This window comes from Flavobacterium sp. MR2016-29, from assembly GCF_015350695.1.
Taxonomy (GTDB): domain Bacteria; phylum Bacteroidota; class Bacteroidia; order Flavobacteriales; family Flavobacteriaceae; genus Flavobacterium.
This window is the reverse complement of record NZ_JADKPU010000001.1, coordinates 474,186-490,804: the sequence shown is the minus strand read 5'-3', so window position 1 is coordinate 490,804 and position 16,619 is coordinate 474,186. Positions and strand designations below refer to the sequence as shown.

Below are 16,619 nucleotides of genomic sequence, written 5' to 3'. Positions count from 1 at the left end.
GTAAAGCTAAACCTTTATGAAAATGAATTTCTATTTTGTTAGTTATAGAAATTCAAAAAGGGATGAAACCTTAAAAGTTTCATCCCTTTTATATTTTAGGAGAAGCCAAAATAAAAAAAGTTCAAAGTGAAAACTTTGCACCTTTGCTTCCTTTGTTACTTTAAACCTTAAAAAAACTTATTCTAAAACCAATTCTCCTAGAGCTTCTTTACTGAAACCTTTCAGTTGATCTGTTTTTCCAGCTTTGATTTTTGCAACCCAATTTGGATCAGATAATAATGGTCTTCCAACAGCAACTAAGTCAAAATCACCTCTGTCGAAACGTCTGTTTAATTCTTCTAAAGAAGTTGGCTGTGAACTTTCTCCTGCAAAAGCACCAAAGAAATCACCAGAAAGTCCAACAGAACCAACAGTAATTGTTGGTGCTCCAGTAACTTTTTTAGCCCATCCTGCAAAGTTCAAGTCAGATTCTTCGAATTCTGGTTCCCAGAAACGACGTTGTGAACAGTGTAAAATATCAACACCAGCATCAACAAGCGGTGTAAGCCAAGCTTCTAATTCTTGTGGGTTTTTAGCCAATTTATAATTGTAATCAGAAGGTTTAAATTGAGAAAAACGCATAATAACAGCAAAATCATTCCCAACTTGTTTTCTAATTTCTTTTACTACTTCAATAGCAAAACGGTTACGTTCCGGCAATGTTTTTCCACCGTAAATATCTTCACGTAGATTCGTTTCGGCTCTAAAAAACTGATCGATTAAATAACCGTGTGCACCGTGAATTTCGATAGTATCAAAACCTAATCTTTTGGCATCGGCAGCAGCTTTTCCAAAAGCAAGGATAGTATCTTCAATATCTTTTTCAGTCATAGAAACTCCATTTCTGAAATCAGGTCTATTTAATCCAGACGGACCTTCAAATGGAACAGGAGGAACCCATCCAGAATGATGATTATCCATAATTCCCATATGCCAAATCTGTGGTCCCATTGAACCTCCGGCTGCATGAACTTCATCAATTACTTTTTTCCAGCCGTTTAAAGCCGCTTCGCCATAAAAATGTGGTACATTGGCATCGTTAGAGGAAGATGGCCTGTCAATTACAGTTCCTTCAGATAATATTAATCCAACTTCACCTTCAGCTCTTTTTTGGTAGTAAGAAGCTACTGCATCAGTTGGAACTCCGTTTGGAGAAAATGAGCGCGTCATTGGCGCCATTACGATTCGGTTTTTAAGATTTAACGTTTTTAAGTTAAATGGAGAAAATAGGTTGTTTGTACTCATAGTAATTTACAAATTAGTTTGAATTAATTTACTGAGTGCTTCAAAGGCACCTTCGTTGCGTTTATAGTAGGTCCATTGTCCAACGCGCTTTGCTTCGATAAATCCGGCACGCTGTAAAATCGACAAATATTCTGAAACTGTCGATTGTGTCAGGCCAGCTTTTGCTTGAATTTGCCCAACACAAACGCCATGTTCAAATCCAGCATGCTGCAATTGATCAGGGAAGTTTATTTCGGGTTCTTTCAGCCATTCCAGCATTTGTAATCTGGATTTGTTAGACAGTGCCTTAAAAATTTCTATATATTCCATGCTGCAAATATATCGACTTTTCCCGATATATCAATTAAGTAAAAAATATTTAGGATAATTTTAAGATGGAGGAGCTGAATTTTGAAAGATTTAATAAAGAAAATTTATATTTGCTTATAGATTAAAAAGCCCCAAATAAATAAACTTAATCAATTATGAAAAAAACTTTACACATTTTAGCATTTGTATGTTTTGTTATAACTTCTTCAAAAGCCCAAGTTGTAGGACTTGAAGTAGGAGATATTGCTCCAGAAATTGATCTTCCGGATACAAAAGGAAATAACGTTGCACTTACTTCTTTACGAGGTGATTTAGTACTTATTGATTTTTGGGCATCTTGGTGCGGACCCTGTATTAAAGAACAGCCAGAATTATTAAAATTGTATAATGCTTATCCTGGAAAATTATCTATATACAGCGTTTCAATGGATACTAAAAAGCCATTATGGCTTGGTGCTTTAGCAAAAACAAAATCTCCTTGGATTCAAGTAAGCGATTTAAAATATTGGAAATCTCCTGCAGCGACAGATTATATGCTTCAATCAGTTCCGCTAAATTTTTTAATTGATAAAAACGGAATTATTTTAGCCAAAAATATTCACGGAAATGCTTTGAATGAAATGGTTAAGAGTTTGCTGGCGGCACAGTAGAAATATAATTGAAACAGTACATAATATCTGTACTAATCATTCTAGTCTTTTTGGTGCCATTTTTATTTGCTTACTATAACGATTATAAAGAAATCCTGTGTCATTTTTGAAGGTTTAACAGGATTTCTGAAATTAGGATTGCTTGTATTTCGCTGTTATTTTATCAATAAAATAAATTCACTTATTTCAATATTTTTTGAATAAGGAATAGAGATTTTAAATTTGAATTTAAATGGAATCAAAACTTAGTTTGTCGGAATTTCGAACAAGATTAAAAGATAATACAGAAATTGGTTCTCTAAGGGTAAAATTAAATCTCTTTAGAATATTTCCAAGATTTGGAGGAACAAAACCTTTTTATGGACTTTTTGATGATAAGAGTTTTAGATTAACCATAAATTCACCAACATCACCAACTTATTTTATTTTAAGAGGGAATTACAAGAATGTAAACGATATACTTAAAGTAAATTACATTGTTGAACCAAACAGTAAATTTCAATTGATTTGGACAAGATTCTCTCCTGTCGTTTTTTTAATTGCCATTAATATATTTTTCCTCTTTTTTGGCAAGGGACTTAGGCGCGCATCTACCATTGTCAGTTTGTTTTTGCTTATTGTGATTTTCTATTCAAGATGGAAAGAGGAAAGAAAAGGAAAAAAATTAGAGCAAAAGTTCGTTAAGATTTTTGAAATTAAGAAATAAGTTAAAAATGAAATTCTAAATTTGATTTTAAAAAGAGATTCCAAATTGAAAACCAACTGTAAATGTAGCTGGATGATCATTGCCAAATCGAACCGGAAGCGGCACGGCAACAAAATAACTGCAATTATCGCTTTTTATTACAGTTTTGTTTAATACAGGAGTTACTCCGTATCTTCCACTGCTTTCAAAAGCGGCTCTTCCTGCAAAAGTGTAACCGTTTCCTAAAGCAACCAATACGCCCGGATGAAACAATAAATTTGTTACTTTATCACTTCCGCCTTGTGCTTTTATATTGGGAACTACTTCGAATGAAAAGCCAATTTTTTGATTTTTCCAGATGTTAATTCCAGTAGGGAAACCTACAGCATAGTAATCTCTGAAATTTACATTCGTTTGTTCATTACTAATCGTTACAAGAGGATGCATGATCCCGAAATAGCCTGTTATTTTAGGATAGACCGTTTGAGAAAAAGCACCAGTGCAAAAAGAAAATAATGCGATTAAGAAAATGTGTTTTAATGAATTCATAATAGTTTTTGTTAGTAAAACAAAACTATCAGGAATATAAAACTATAAATAGAACACTATTTACTTTTTGTATCTGAATTACTTTTTAGTGTATTTTTTTTATACGAAGAAGGATTGTTGCCAGTATGGAGTTTAAAAATCCTGGTAAAATGACTTTGATCTGAAAAGCCCGTCATGTAAGCGATTTCAGTAAGTGTATAAGTAGAATTCTGAATAAGATTTATGGCTTTTTCGATTCGTAATTTTCGAACATATTCTCCAAAATTTAAATCTTCAAAATATTTTGAAAATTCTCTTGATAAATAAGATGGATTTAATTCTAAATCATTTGAGATTTTCTTGAGATCAAAAGCAAACTGTGTATCAATTTGGTCTTGAATTATTTCTTTTAAATCTTTTACCCACGAAGGTGTTTTTTGAGCTGATTTCTTTTCGATTAAAAACTTTTTATAAACTTCATGAAGGAGGCTTTCAAAAGGATTGTTTTGTAAATGATTTTGTTTGTACAAATGCGTTGCCCACGTATAGAGTGCATCATAAAGTATCATTCCATTTTGTAATAATTCCGAATCATTTGTGATATTGTGCGAAAGCCCAGCAGAAATCGCCCAAAGCCCAGCAGATTCCTTTGCAATTTCATGTTGGTCTGTGTCGGCACCACGAACAATTTTTGCTATAATTAAAATGGCAGGATCCTTAATTTGATACTTTTTAACAATGTAATCAAAAGTACATTCTTCATTATAATGTGTGAATTCGACATTCGGAATATCAAACGGAATAGCGTTTAATTCTTTTGCCTTATTCAGAACTTCACTAAACGGAACATAAATAAATTCAGCATCAGCATCAACGAATTTTTTGATCAGCCACGGGCATGCAATTCTATCAATTTTTGGCCTTTCGCGGGTAATCCATTTCATTTTTAGAAGACTTAAAAATTAATTCATACCTTCAATTATATTGCGAACACCGCCAAAACTAGTTTTCAGCATTTCTCTGATCTGAAATTGTGTTTTGTTTCGGGTAACAGCTTTCCATACATTAAAATCAAAAATATGTATTTCCTGCGCATTTGGGTTCGTAACAAAAGAAAGTCTTGCGATTGAATATTTAAAATACTTTAATTCATGCGAAATATGGCGATTTGGTACCACAACAAGAATCGTTTCCCAGCTAAGGAAATCTTTTGGTACATCTTCTCTTTCAGTTAATCCAAGAGATTCAAAAAAAGCGATTATTTTTTGATCGTTAAGTTTATCAATTTTCTCATCAATTCGCTTAATGGCGTCTAACAGCGAATTCTCATCTTTAATAACAGTCATCGTAATACTAAGTTTGGTTCAATTTCTTGTTAAAATTACATCAAATGCGAATCATTTAATAATGTATAGGCCATAGAATGATTCTAAATTTTGAAACGCATTTTTATCTCATTTATTTTATGTCAAATCAGCCCTATTTTGATAAAATACTATTAATTAAAACCGTTTTTAAAGCTTAATTTTATCGCTCTTTGTATTTTTAAATTTTAGCTAACCGTGTTTTTATGAAAATTATTTCGCCAAAAAGACTAATTCTGTGTATTGTTTTTTTAATGACCTGTTTCGCATTTGCACAAAACAAATCAGAAAGGGATTTGATTTTAATCGACAAAGATTGGCGTTTTTCGTTCGGACATTTGTATGATACCGAGAAAGATTATGGACACGCAACAGGCTATTTTTCTTACTTGACAAAAACAGGATTTGGTGATGGTCCCGCGGCCAAAGACTTTGATGACCGCGCTTGGAGAAAATTAGATTTACCGCACGATTGGGCCGTAGAACAGCCTTTTAGTGAAAAGGCAAGTTATAGCCACGGATTTAAAATGGCTGGAAAAAATTATCCAGAAAAAAGCATTGGCTGGTATCGAAAAAAAATAACCATCCCGGAAAGTGATAACGGCCGAATTATTTCGATAAAATTTGATGGCATTTTCAGAAATTCGAAAGTGTTTTTCAACGGATATTTCCTCGGAACAGAAGAAAGCGGTTATAACGGATTTGAATATGACGTTACAGCATATGTAAATTACGGAGGAGAAAATACACTCGTGGTGCGCGCCGATGCCTCAATGGAAGAAGGATGGTTTTATGAAGGAGCAGGTATTTATAGGCATGTTTACCTGCAGAAAACAAATCCAATTCATGTTATTTCAAATGGAACTTACGTAACCTCAGAAATCAAAAATACTAATGCAGCAATTACTGCCGAAGTTAACATTGAGAATAAAGGAAATTATAAAGGCAGTATTGAAATTGTTCAGACTGTTTTTGATTCTTCGGGTAAATCAGTTGCCGCAGTTTCTGAAAATGTGGTGGTGCCAGATTTTTATAAAAGAGCAAATTACATTTCAAAATTAACTGTAAATAATGCGTTATTATGGGATATTGAATCGCCAAATTTATACAGATTAAGTACTCAAATTAAGCAAAACGGAAAAATAGTAGACAGTTATGAAACGCCTTTCGGAATCAGAGCGATTCGTTTTGATGCTGAAAAAGGTTTTTTCTTGAACGGAAAACCTTTAAAATTAAAAGGAACAAACAATCATCAGGATCATGCCGGAATTGGAACTGCACTGCCGGATGAATTGCAGTATTTTAGAATCAAAAAACTCAAAGAGATGGGTTCCAATGCCTATCGCTGTTCACATCATCCGCCAACGCCAGAACTGCTGAAAGCTTGTGATGAATTAGGAATGCTGGTGATTGATGAAACGCGGTTGATGGGAATTAATGATTATCATTTGAATGACTTAAAACGAATGATAGAACGTGACCGAAACCATCCAAGTGTTTTTTGCTGGTCGGTTGGAAATGAAGAATGGAATATTGAAGGCAATATTGTGGGCGAACACATTACCGAAGTGATGCAGGGATTTACAAAAGGCATTGATTCGACGCGGCCTGTAACGGTTGGAATAAGCAGCGGATTTAAAAGCGGTATTTCATCTGTAGTAGAAATTATGGGCTATAATTATCTCGGAAACGGCGATATCGACGCGCACAGAAATCAGTTTAAAAACCAGCCCGGAATGGGAACAGAGGAAGGATCTACGTTCGCTACTCGAGGTGTATATTTTACAGATGATGCAAAACATTATCAAAGTGCTTATGATAAAAAACCACGCCCGACTTTTTACAGTATTGAGGAAGGATGGAAGTTTTATGCCGAGCGACCTTATTTGGCTGGCGTATTTTTTTGGACAGGTTTTGATTACCGCGGTGAACCAACGCCTTATGGATGGCCATCGGTAACGTCGTATTTTGGAATGATGGATGTCTGCGGTTTTCCGAAAGACAATGTTTTTTATCTAAAATCTTGGTGGGGAAATTCGCCCGTTGTTCATGTTATGCCACATTGGAATTGGAGTGGGATGGAAGGCAAAGAAATCGATGTTTGGGTACATTCTAACTGCGATGAAGTTGAATTATTTCTGAATAAGAAAAGCTGTGGAAAGAAGAAAATGGAGCAAAACGGACATTTGGAATGGAAGGTAAAGTACGCGCCGGGAACTTTAGAAGCAATTGGTTATAAAAACGGCAAAAAAATACTTTCAGACATTCAGAAAACTACTGGCAATGCAGAAAATCTAAAGCTTACTTTAGATAAAGAAAATGTTCCAAATTCAAAAGTTATGGTTGTAACGGTTGAAGTGACAGATAAAAAGGGTCTACATGTACCAACTTCAAACAATGAAATTAATTTTTCTATTGAAGGCGGGAAAATTTTAGGCGTTGGGAATGGCGATCCGACTTCTTTAGAAAAGGATCAGTTTATAGATGAACTTGTGCTTGTTCCGATAACGAATTTGGAAGAACAAAAACTGGCTTCCGCCGATTTGCCACAACAACTGCCATCGTATTCAGAAAACGAATGGAAGATAGCTTTTAAAGACAGAGATTATAAAAATCAAGCTCCAGCTTATGTGTATCGTGGAGAATTTGATTTAAAAAATAATGCAGCTACAAATGTTGTGAGTTTCTTTTATAAAAAAATAGGAGTAAACGCAACGGTTTTTGTAAACGGAAAAAAAGTGGAACCAAGTGCAGAAGATTCTCAAAAATATATGCTTAATTCGAATGTTTTAAAAGAAGGAAAAAACAATATTTACATTGCCGCAACGCCTTTGCAAAAAATTAAAGATTGGGATGTTATGAATACTGATCCCGGAATTATTCAAGTAATAACGCCAGCAGAACTTTGGAAAAGAAAACTTTTTAATGGTTATGCACAGATCATTATTCAAAAAGATGAAACTGCGAATGAAGCTGTTTTGTCTGCTACAGCGAAAGGATTACGCTCAGCAAGTTTAAGAAACTAGTTTAAAAAACGGTTTCAATTTTCAGTTTTCAAGTTAGTTTTTACATAAAATAACCTGAAACCTGAAACCTGAAACTTGAAACTTGAAACAAAAAACTTTAATCTATCTTTTGAATAGTATAACTTGACTGCGTTTTATCTCCAGCCAATAATTTCCCTAATTTAGAATGGATTACATAAACATTTCCATCTGAAGCTAATGCAGCAGTGGTTGGAAATTCATCTTTTCCAATAGCGGTTTCACTTATTTTTGAAGCACTTGCCCAATTGTCTTTACTAGAAAAAGTATAAGTTTTGCCCAAACCTAAACCATTTTCTACAACAACTAGATTATTGTTCTTATCTAATTCAATACCATCAGGAGCACTAAACGCTATTCCTTTAACTTCTGTAATAACAGCAGGATTTGAAAGCAATATTTTGAATAATTTTGAATCATCAGTTTTTACAGCTAGCAAATAACCATCTGGATGAAAAACAATTCCATTTAAGCCAAATTGATTGGCTGCGGGCTGAAACAAATTGCTTGTAGCAAATAAAGATGCCGTATAATTACCGTCAATTTTATAAATATTTGGAGAAAACGAGTCGGTAATATAAATATTTCCTGTATTATCGACAGCAATGTCATTTGGGCAAGATCCGGCACTTGGGGTGAAATTTTTTAGCTCAATTTCTTTGATTAAGGCACCAGAACTAAGATTAAAAATACTCACCGTTGCAATTGTTCCGGCGCTGTTGGGAGTACTTTTTTGAGAAATCCCTAAATCAGCATTCGCTACAATTAATCGGTTTCTGGCTTCGTCGGTATAAACTCCTGTTGGTAAAACTAATTTAGGGCTTGTTGCAAAAACAGCCGTTACGCCTTTTGTACTCATTACATAAACAGCTCCTTTATACATTGAACTAAATACAAACTTTTCATTCTTAGAATCGTAATCAATTCCCTCGGGATAAAGTCCAATATCAGTTATAATATAATTGCTTTGAAGTGAAGCGGGCGTTGTTCCGGATTTTTTTTCGGTGTCGCAAGCCATGAAGAGGATTGAAAACGCAGTAATTAAAATAGTATTTTTCATTTTTATAATTTTAAATTATTTGTCCTTATTGACAATGCAAATCTGGGACAGAATACTAAAAATAAAAATGAACTGGTTTAGGAAATTAGGTTGAACTAGTTTAACTTTTTGAGGATTTTCGATTCCGAATTTTACTTAGGTATTCAGTACTGAAACCTAAATACGAAGCCAACGCATATTGCGGAACACGTTTTGCAATTGCAGTATATTTGCTCATAAATTCATCATACCGTTCTTCGGCTGTTTTAGTGAGATTGGATAAAAGTCTTTTTTGATGAAAAGCCAGTGAACGCTGTGTAATAATACGTTCAAATTTTTCTAGTTTCGGAATTTCCTGAAGAAATCGCTGCTCATCTTCGTAAGCAATTTGAATTAGAATTGAATCTTCTAAAGCTTCAACAAATAAAGTTGCGGGTTCCTGATAAATTAAACTGCTGTAATCAGAAATCCACCAATCCTCAATAGCAAATGACAAAGTATGTTCCTTTCCTTCATTATCTACTAAATAACCTCTGAAAGCACCTTTTACAACATAACTTTTGTGTTGGCAAACAAAACCCGGCTGTACAATAAATTGTCTTTTTTTGACCTTCGTTATTTTCAAATAAGAAGCCAGATGATTTTTTTCTTCATCTGTCAAATCAACATATCTAGAGATATAGTTTATAACGGGCATTAAATCGTTCATGTAACAAAGATAATTTTTTTGTTTCAGGTTTTAAGTTTTGTTTGTTTCAGGTTGAAATGAGATTATAAAACTTTGCTGACGCTGCGGTTAACTGCTCCAACATAACTTGAAACCTGAAACAAATAAAAAACCTGAAACCATTTTAAAACCTGAAACAAACAAAAACTGGAAACAAAACATTTTTTTTATTTGAATTTCATAACTTTGTGAAATGAAAGAGCAAACAGATTGTCAGGTTTCTGAACTTGGTATAAACGATTTAAAGCTAAAAGGTTTTAAAGTTTACGAGATAAATGGCGACGTAAGTAAAATACCAGCTTACAACCGCCGTGATTATTACAAAATTTGTATTAATACCAGCAAAAGTCTTATACATTACGCGGATCGCGGCATAGAAACGGAAGGGACAATTTTGTTTTTTGGAAATCCGATTATTCCGTATTCTTGGGAAATTATCTCACCTGAATATCAGGGATATGCCTGTGTTTTTACAGAAGAATTTTTGAAAGTAAACGATCGTTCAGAAACCCTTCATGAATCGCCTTTATTTAAAATAGGAGGAACGCCAATTTTTACGTTAACTGCTGAGCAAAAAGTGTTTATAGATTCACTGTTTCAAAAAATGATTGAAGAACAAGAAACAGATTATGTTTTTAAAGATGATTTAATGCGCAATTACATCAATTTAATTCTTCATGAATCGATGAAAATGCAGCCTTCGGAAAACTTCTTTAGACATAAAAATGCTTCTTCTAGAATTACTTCTTTGTTTTTAGAACTTTTAGAAAGACAATTTCCTATTGAAACAAAAGACCAGCCTCTTTCCTTGAAAACGCCTCAGGATTACGCGCAAACGCTTGCAGTTCATGTAAATCACTTAAATCGTTCTGTGAAAGAAATTACCGGAAAACCAACAACTGCTCATATTACCGAAAGAATTATAAGTGAAGCAAAAGCCTTGTTGCATCATACAGATTGGAGTATTTCAGACATTGGTTATTCGCTCGGATTCGAATATCCTAGTTATTTTAATAATTACTTTAAAAGACTAACTGGAACTATTCCGAAATCGCTTAGAATGTAAATTGTTTCAATTTCTTAATTTTTTGTTTGAATATTGTTATTTCTAAAAAGCACCATTTGACTAAATTTGCCTTGAAATTATAGTATTAATCCTTTATCAGTTTTTAACAGGCTAAATAAATACTTCATAAAGCGCATTCTAGCTTTCCTTGATTTAGTTTTTCTGATTCTGATAATTCCAAAAACAAGAAATTTATGAAAACATCAGATAATCAAATTAATGAAACCATTTTTCCTAAAGGAGATTTAGCACCTGCAGCTTATTTTACAGGAAATGCGTATGTAAAAATGCTTGTTCCAAATGATCCAATTTTAAATACTGCAGTTGGAAATGTTGTTTTTGAAGCCGGCGCAAGAAACAACTGGCACACGCATCCCGGCGGACAAATCTTAATCGTGACGCACGGAACAGGATATTATCAGGAAGTAGGAAAACCGATTCAGCTATTGCAAGTGGGTGATGTAGTAAATATTCAGCCCGAAGTAAAACATTGGCACGGTGCAGCTCCAGAAAGTGAATTTACGCATATTGCCATTAGCACAAATACACACAGCGGTATTGTAGACTGGCTTGAACCTGTAACCGATGAAGAATACAACAGTTTTAAATAAATCAAACTCAAAAAATAAATAAACACTTATGTCAACAAATTATACAGCAGTTATTGAAGAAGGAAAAGTCCCGAATACGTATATGACGGGCGAAGTATCTTATAAAAAACAAACAAGCAATATTCATCCGGAAAATACGATGATTAAAGAAGTTACTTTTGAGCCTTGTGCAAGAAGTAACTGGCACAGCAATGCAAGTCTGCAATTGCTTATCGCAACAAACGGAAATGGGTATTATCAAGAAAAAGGAAGTGCAATCAGATTGCTTCATAAAGATGAAGTTGTTACGATTTTGCCAGGAATTGAACATTGGTATGGTGCAACGCCTTTCAGCAAATTCTCTTATATAGCCATTATCACAGAAATAGATAAAGGTCACGGAATGTGGCTCGAAAGCGTAAGTGATGAGGAATATTTCGGAGATATAAATTCCAATATTTAAATTCCAAAGTCTAAAACTTGCGACATAGGCAAGAACCTTAAAAAGAAAAACCCCTCAAGCAATTCAACTCTTGAGGGGTTTTTTAAAATAAATAATAACCAATTAAATTTATTTTATTTTTTGTCTAAATTTTGTTTTAGCATTTTAGCATGTTCCAAATGTGCGGTCAATCCGGCAATATTATTGGATGCCCAAATTCTAACTTGTTCGTCTTTTGCATCTTCAGATGCTTTTTTTAATTTATCGATGGCTTTTTCATGACCATCAATCATTAAGTCGGCGAATTTTTTATCAAAATCAAGACCTGATTTTTCATTTAATTTGTTGTATTCATCTTGACCGTCTTCTGTTAAAGAAGTTGGTAAAGTAAAGTTTTTAGCTTTCGCTAAAGCGCTTACTTCAGACGCTGCTTTGGTGTGCTCGTCAACAAGCATTTTACCAAAATTTTTCACTTCTGTATTTGTACTTTTTATTTGAGCTAATTTTCCGATTTCGATTTCAGCCAAATTAATTTCGGCTTGATCCACTAGAAATTTAGAATCGTCTTTTGTATCGTCTATAGAGTCAAATTTTGCTTCGTTTGCATCTTCCGCTACTTCTTTTGGGTCTTCTTGTTTTGGTTCATTTTTGCAAGAATTCAAGAAAATAATGATAAGTCCTGCTCCTAAAATTAATTTTCCGGCTAATAGTATCTTTTTCATGATTTATAGTTTAAATGTTATGATGTAAAATTATTCACATTGAAAGAGAATATTTTACAGCATTTTTAGATAATGTTATAGGATTTTGATACAGGTAAGGTTTACAAAAACATTCATTTACTTTAATGTTTTCGCTTTATAAAAAATAAAATGAAATAAGAATTGAGTCTTCATTAAAATAATATCAAGATTTTTAGATTAAGCAAAACTCAGTCTGAATTTAAAATAATCAAGATTTATTCGGTGTAAAACATTAAATGAATTAATGAGATCAATATTTTAGTGATGTATCGGGTAGGAGATATTATATATAAGTATTGACAGAATAAATTTTATAAACTTAAATTATTTGTGCTAGAGTTAATTATGAAAATTATTAGAAAAATTGTATAACGGTAAAATCTTAGTTTATATTGAATTTTGATATACCAAACATCAATTATTAATCTAAATTTTCAAATCATGCCAGATTCAAAAAACAAAAATGCATTGCATTCAGGAGAAGAAGGAGGAAGAGTTAGACCATATGAAGAGTGGACAAAGGATGAATTGTATCAGCAAGCTATTAAAGCTGGTATTTCAGGCCGTTCTTATATGAATAAAAAGAGTCTAATCCGATCGTTACGTACCCATTAAAATTAAAATAATAGTGTCGCAGATTTCGCAGATTTGAAGAATAAGAAAAGAATAATGAAAGAGAGAATCTCTGAAAATCTGTGAAATCTGCGGCAAAAATAGCCGCTTGACGGAAAAAATTAAAAGTTACTATCATGAATGCAGCAGCAAAAGCCGAAAAACTAATGAATCAATTAATCAAAACACCACATTTGGTGATTGATAAATTAGATTTAGTTTACGTAAACAACCAAACATTACCTATTGAAAGATGCAAATGCGAAGATGGTTTTATTTATAAAAAAAACGGACGCTGTATTAAGCAAAAAAGTGAGCTAAAACGAATCAGCAGTTTGGTTTTGCCTCCCGCTTGGGTAAATGTGCAAATATCAGATTTGCCAAACGGACATTTACAGGCCGTTGGTTTAGATGATAAAAACAGAAAGCAATATAGATATCATCCAAAATGGAATTTGATCCGCAATCAGACTAAATTCTATAAAATAGCCGAATTTGGCTCTAAACTTCCTGCTATCAGACAACAGGTCGATACTGATTTAGAGCAAAAAGACTGGGGTAAAGAAAAAGTCATTGCGCTTGTAATTCGATTGATGGAAGAAACGCACATCCGAATCGGAAATGAAAAATACGCTAAAGACAATAAATCATACGGACTTTCGACTTTGCGAAAACGCCACATAAACATCAATAAAAACTCACTTAGGTTTGAATTTATTGGAAAAAAAGGAAAACACCATACAATTACAACCAGAAATAAACAACTGGTAAAATTGGTAAGCAGATGTGAGGAAATTCCAGGCAGAGAAGTTTTTAAATATTACGATAAAAACGGCGAAAGAAAAGTTTTAGACAGCCATATGGTCAATGAATATCTGCACACCATTTCTGGCGAATATTTTAGCGCAAAAGATTTTAGAACTTGGGCCGCCTCAATTATATTTTTTGAAAGTTTGATGGAAATGGGAGTCACTTCTGATGAAAAGGAAATCAAAAAGAACATTCTTTCTGCTTACGACAGTACTGCTGAAGCATTAGGAAATACAAGGAATGTCTGTAAAAATTATTATGTACATCCGTTGTTGGTTTCGACTTATGAAGACGGATCGATTCAAGAATATTTTGATAGGGCAAAAAAATGCCGAAGCACTAAAAAGTACTTTTCGCATACAGAAATTGCGTTTTCGGAGTTAATTCAAAATTATCAAATTAACTTATCATAATGCGCTTTTTAATGCGCTAATAAAATAACGTTTTGAGTTAATGCATCTCTTTAAAAAGCATGAAATTTGAGTAACAAACAAAATCATTTTAACTAAAAATCAAAGCTTATGTTACGTTGGACAGTCATTTTTATTATTCTAGCCATAGTGGCCGGAATATTTGGTTTCGGTGGTATTGCCGCTGGAGCAGCAAGTATCGCTAAAGTATTATTCTTTATATTCTTAATATTATTTATTCTTTCCATTATCAGAGGAAGAAGAAGTATCTAAAAATAATACAGCAAAATAAAGTAAGAACAAAAACGACACATCTATTTCGATAAATGTGTCGTTTGTATTTTCAAATAAAAAATAGAAATTATGGGAACAAAGAGCGGTGCTTATCAAGACGTTTATATCAAAAGAGATGATGAAATGGTAAGTTTAAAGAACGATGTGACAGATTTTTGTGAAAAATATATAAAACCTGTACATCCTGAAAATTGGGATTGGTCGATACGTGATTTTGAAAATCCGGATAATGACCCTACAGTTGCAGAAGCCAGAGCAATTGCGAATGTAGTGTATAAAGACCTGCAGGATAAACAAACGGATGTTGATCTCTCTACTATGAACAATGTTGAGGCAATAAAGGCATATTTGAGTCCAGAAAGCAAATATGAAGATTTTAATATGGAGGAATTTGCTTTTGCCTTAAAAGTAGAACTCGAACACGGAAAAATTAAGGACGTAAATGTTACCAATAATCACCCGTTTTTAACGGCAATGATCGCACTCGCGCACATGACCGAAAGTTTAACGTATTACAAAAGACTAAAAGTGATGGAAGCTGAAGGTGAGATTTACGAGATTCTGCGTAAAATAGAAGGTTCTACATTCGGAAAGGAAAAATGGTACAAAGAACTCGGTAAAGCTGAACAAGAATTGATTGAAGCCAAAGCCGGTCTTGCAGAACGCCTGGAAAAAATGGATGATATTCCGGTTTTGGAAATTATTGGAGATTAGATTTTTCACTTAGATTCAAAGTTCATAGGCTCTAAGTGACAAAGGACCTGAAAGCATTAAAAAGAGTTGAACTCGAAACATTTTAAAAAAATACAGAGGTACATCTGTACAAAGCAAAAACCTTTGAACCTATGTACCTCTGTATCTTAGAACCTTAAAAACTAAAATTTTCTCGGATCATTTTGTTGATATTCTTCATCTTCTTCCTGAACATCATCTTCCATATATTCGTCGTCTTCTTCTTCCTCTTCATCTTCATCTTCGTCTTGATCGATATCTTCCAGATCATCTTCGGTTTCATTAAAATCGTCTGACGGATTATCAAATTCGTCATTTACTTCATTCAATTCATTTCCGTTTGCGTCTAATTCGTCATCTTCAAGTTCAACTTCGTAAATGTAATCTTCGTTGTCTTCAAGATCTCTTTGGGTATGAAAATCATCGTCTAGATCGTCTAAATCATCGTCTGATATTTGATCAGGATTTGGTATATCAGGATTGGTTCCGTTTCGCACAGTGTAGCCGCGTTCAGCGATTTCACTATTATCATTATCGCTTTTTTTGACATCATCGATATTATACATTTCTTCGTTCATAAGTGTATTTTTATCGTTTGCATTTTGACTTTGATTTCTAGGATCTCTATTTCCTTTAATCGTACTGTTGTTATTATCTATAGTATTCATGACGGTTTATTTAATAGTTATAATACAAATCTACAATTGATTAAATCGTTTCTCTTATAGAATTATGAACTGTAATTGTATAATTAACAGTTGGTTATGATTTTGTTTGATCAAATAAAAAAACCACAGATTTCTGTGGTTTTTTAATACTAATTCAAATTTTACAAATTAAAAGTAATGCTCAAGTTACTTTTAATTGTCGTTTCTTTCTAAATCATCATCATCAAAATGATCTTCATCCTCTATATGTTCTTCTTCATCAAAATCATCTTTCTCAATAAATTCTTCTTCATCTTCTTGAGTATTTGTGATGTAGTCGTCTTCGTTTACTACTTGTTCATCATTTGGGATATTTTCATTTCTGAAGATATTGTCATCTTTAAGAAGCTTATCAATTTCTTTATCTACTAAAATAGCATTATTAATATCTAAAAATCCGCTTAAGTATAATGCTGCTTCCTCGTATGTATAATTTGTATATGTTTTCATGGCTGTTTTATTTAGTCTAATAATACAAATTTAACTAGGATTCAAAAGAATGAGCTTACAGAATTTTAAAATCCTGTTGCATAATATACGGGTGTTTAGAATAGAACTTTAATTTATAATAATATAATCTAAC

At 33.1% G+C, this 16,619-nt stretch carries 20 protein-coding genes; 10 read left to right on the top strand and 10 right to left on the bottom strand.

Annotation, left to right across the window (positions count from 1 at the left end; translation table 11 throughout):
• Window positions 1–177: 177 nt before the first annotated feature.
• Window positions 178–1,284, bottom strand: coding sequence for an NADH:flavin oxidoreductase (locus tag IR010_RS02270; protein ID WP_029269723.1), 1,107 nt, complete (start codon window positions 1,282–1,284; stop codon window positions 178–180).
• Window positions 1,285–1,290: 6 nt separating this feature from the next.
• Window positions 1,291–1,593 carry an ArsR/SmtB family transcription factor gene (locus IR010_RS02265; RefSeq protein ID WP_194601227.1) on the bottom strand — a complete coding sequence of 101 codons (303 nt, stop codon included), beginning with the start codon at window positions 1,591–1,593 and terminating at the stop codon, window positions 1,291–1,293.
• Window positions 1,594–1,748: 155 nt separating this feature from the next.
• Between IR010_RS02265 and IR010_RS02260 the strand changes: the two genes are divergently transcribed.
• The gene (locus IR010_RS02260) at window positions 1,749–2,243 is read left to right on the top strand and encodes a TlpA family protein disulfide reductase (RefSeq protein ID WP_194601224.1); all 495 of its coding nucleotides are present in this window, start codon (window positions 1,749–1,751) and stop codon (window positions 2,241–2,243) included.
• A gap of 232 nt (window positions 2,244–2,475) precedes the next feature.
• Window positions 2,476–2,949, top strand: a complete 474-nt coding sequence (locus IR010_RS02255) for a hypothetical protein (RefSeq protein WP_194566526.1) — start codon at window positions 2,476–2,478, stop codon at window positions 2,947–2,949.
• Window positions 2,950–2,976: 27 nt separating this feature from the next.
• On the opposite strand, the gene IR010_RS02250 is transcribed toward IR010_RS02255, so the two are convergent.
• The 3 genes from IR010_RS02250 to IR010_RS02240 are packed head-to-tail and all read right to left on the bottom strand — an operon-like array spanning window position 2,977 to window position 4,802.
• The gene (locus IR010_RS02250; RefSeq protein WP_194601221.1) at window positions 2,977–3,477 is read right to left on the bottom strand and encodes a hypothetical protein; all 501 of its coding nucleotides are present in this window, start codon (window positions 3,475–3,477) and stop codon (window positions 2,977–2,979) included.
• Window positions 3,478–3,533: 56 nt separating this feature from the next.
• The gene (locus IR010_RS02245) at window positions 3,534–4,400 is read right to left on the bottom strand and encodes a chromate resistance protein ChrB domain-containing protein (protein ID WP_194601219.1); all 867 of its coding nucleotides are present in this window, start codon (window positions 4,398–4,400) and stop codon (window positions 3,534–3,536) included.
• 18 nt (window positions 4,401–4,418) lie between these two features.
• Window positions 4,419–4,802 (bottom strand): hypothetical protein, encoded by a 384-nt coding sequence (locus IR010_RS02240; protein ID WP_029269737.1) that lies wholly within the window; start codon window positions 4,800–4,802, stop codon window positions 4,419–4,421.
• 224 nt (window positions 4,803–5,026) lie between these two features.
• Between IR010_RS02240 and galA the strand changes: the two genes are divergently transcribed.
• Window positions 5,027–7,846: a beta-galactosidase GalA gene (gene galA, locus IR010_RS02235; protein WP_194601215.1), complete on the top strand. Its 2,820-nt coding sequence runs from the start codon at window positions 5,027–5,029 to the stop codon at window positions 7,844–7,846.
• Window positions 7,847–7,943: 97 nt separating this feature from the next.
• Here galA and IR010_RS02230 read toward each other — a convergent pair whose 3' ends face one another.
• Together IR010_RS02230 and IR010_RS02225 are read right to left on the bottom strand one after the other, a co-directional pair.
• Entirely contained in the window at window positions 7,944–8,924 is a 981-nt protein-coding gene (locus tag IR010_RS02230; protein WP_194601212.1) for an SMP-30/gluconolactonase/LRE family protein, read from the bottom strand.
• 100 nt (window positions 8,925–9,024) lie between these two features.
• On the bottom strand, window positions 9,025–9,612 hold the full coding sequence (locus IR010_RS02225; protein WP_029269744.1) for a Crp/Fnr family transcriptional regulator: 588 nt from the start codon (window positions 9,610–9,612) through the stop codon (window positions 9,025–9,027).
• A 211-nt stretch (window positions 9,613–9,823) separates the two neighbouring features.
• Here IR010_RS02225 and IR010_RS02220 point away from each other — a divergent pair, with 211 nt between their 5' ends.
• The 3 genes from IR010_RS02220 to IR010_RS02210 all read left to right on the top strand — a co-directional run bounded on the left by IR010_RS02220 (window position 9,824) and on the right by IR010_RS02210 (window position 11,749).
• Window positions 9,824–10,696 carry a helix-turn-helix domain-containing protein gene (locus IR010_RS02220; RefSeq protein WP_029269746.1) on the top strand — a complete coding sequence of 291 codons (873 nt, stop codon included), beginning with the start codon at window positions 9,824–9,826 and terminating at the stop codon, window positions 10,694–10,696.
• A 194-nt stretch (window positions 10,697–10,890) separates the two neighbouring features.
• On the top strand, window positions 10,891–11,307 hold the full coding sequence (locus IR010_RS02215; protein ID WP_194601209.1) for a cupin domain-containing protein: 417 nt from the start codon (window positions 10,891–10,893) through the stop codon (window positions 11,305–11,307).
• 28 nt (window positions 11,308–11,335) lie between these two features.
• A complete protein-coding gene (locus tag IR010_RS02210; protein ID WP_194601206.1) occupies window positions 11,336–11,749 on the top strand; it encodes a cupin domain-containing protein in 414 nt (137 codons plus the stop codon).
• Between the two features lie 113 nt (window positions 11,750–11,862).
• Here IR010_RS02210 and IR010_RS02205 read toward each other — a convergent pair whose 3' ends face one another.
• Complete coding sequence (locus IR010_RS02205) at window positions 11,863–12,450, bottom strand: DUF4142 domain-containing protein (protein ID WP_029269752.1); 588 nt, start codon at window positions 12,448–12,450, stop codon at window positions 11,863–11,865.
• A 462-nt stretch (window positions 12,451–12,912) separates the two neighbouring features.
• On the opposite strand from IR010_RS02205, the gene IR010_RS02200 reads away from it, so the two are divergent.
• From IR010_RS02200 to IR010_RS02185, 4 genes are all read left to right on the top strand, one after another.
• Window positions 12,913–13,086: a hypothetical protein gene (locus IR010_RS02200; protein WP_194566516.1), complete on the top strand. Its 174-nt coding sequence runs from the start codon at window positions 12,913–12,915 to the stop codon at window positions 13,084–13,086.
• 134 nt (window positions 13,087–13,220) lie between these two features.
• Window positions 13,221–14,306 carry a DNA topoisomerase IB gene (locus IR010_RS02195; RefSeq protein ID WP_194601203.1) on the top strand — a complete coding sequence of 362 codons (1,086 nt, stop codon included), beginning with the start codon at window positions 13,221–13,223 and terminating at the stop codon, window positions 14,304–14,306.
• Between the two features lie 108 nt (window positions 14,307–14,414).
• Entirely contained in the window at window positions 14,415–14,576 is a 162-nt protein-coding gene (locus tag IR010_RS02190; RefSeq protein ID WP_082447126.1) for a DUF1328 family protein, read from the top strand.
• 90 nt (window positions 14,577–14,666) lie between these two features.
• Window positions 14,667–15,311, top strand: a complete 645-nt coding sequence (locus IR010_RS02185; RefSeq protein ID WP_194566515.1) for a DUF5661 family protein — start codon at window positions 14,667–14,669, stop codon at window positions 15,309–15,311.
• 161 nt (window positions 15,312–15,472) lie between these two features.
• On the opposite strand, the gene IR010_RS02180 is transcribed toward IR010_RS02185, so the two are convergent.
• The gene (locus IR010_RS02180) at window positions 15,473–15,997 is read right to left on the bottom strand and encodes a hypothetical protein (RefSeq protein ID WP_194601200.1); all 525 of its coding nucleotides are present in this window, start codon (window positions 15,995–15,997) and stop codon (window positions 15,473–15,475) included.
• A 192-nt stretch (window positions 15,998–16,189) separates the two neighbouring features.
• Entirely contained in the window at window positions 16,190–16,486 is a 297-nt protein-coding gene (locus tag IR010_RS02175; protein WP_029269762.1) for a hypothetical protein, read from the bottom strand.
• Between the last annotated feature and the right edge of the window lie 133 nt (window positions 16,487–16,619).